This is a genomic window from Bradyrhizobium sp. sGM-13 (genome assembly GCF_018398875.1).
GTDB lineage: Bacteria > Pseudomonadota > Alphaproteobacteria > Rhizobiales > Xanthobacteraceae > Bradyrhizobium.
In genome coordinates this window covers 1-241 of record NZ_JAGWDK010000419.1, presented here as the reverse complement: position 1 = coordinate 241, position 241 = coordinate 1, and the positions used below count along the sequence as shown (strand labels likewise).

General features: G+C 62.7%; 1 protein-coding gene. It reads left to right on the top strand.

Annotated features, from left to right (window positions below; translation table 11 throughout):
• Nucleotides 1-241, top strand: a 241-nt coding sequence (locus KJQ96_RS39505) for a molybdopterin-dependent oxidoreductase (protein WP_213291274.1), incomplete at both ends; no start/stop codon positions are given.

The window sequence follows — 241 nt, the reverse complement described above, 5'->3', positions numbered from 1 at the left end:
CCGTCATCCGCCGCAACGTGCCCTGGTTGACCGCGAGCGCGGAATCGTCGGTGAGCTTTTCGCCCCTGCAGGACCTGCACGGCATCATCACGCCAAACGGATTGTTCTTCGAGCGCCATCATGCGGGACGGCCCGACATCGATCCGGCGCAGCACAAGCTGATGATCCACGGCCTTGTCGAGCGGCCGCTGCTTCTCTCCATGAAGGACATCATGCGCTTCCCATCTGTGTCGCGCATCCA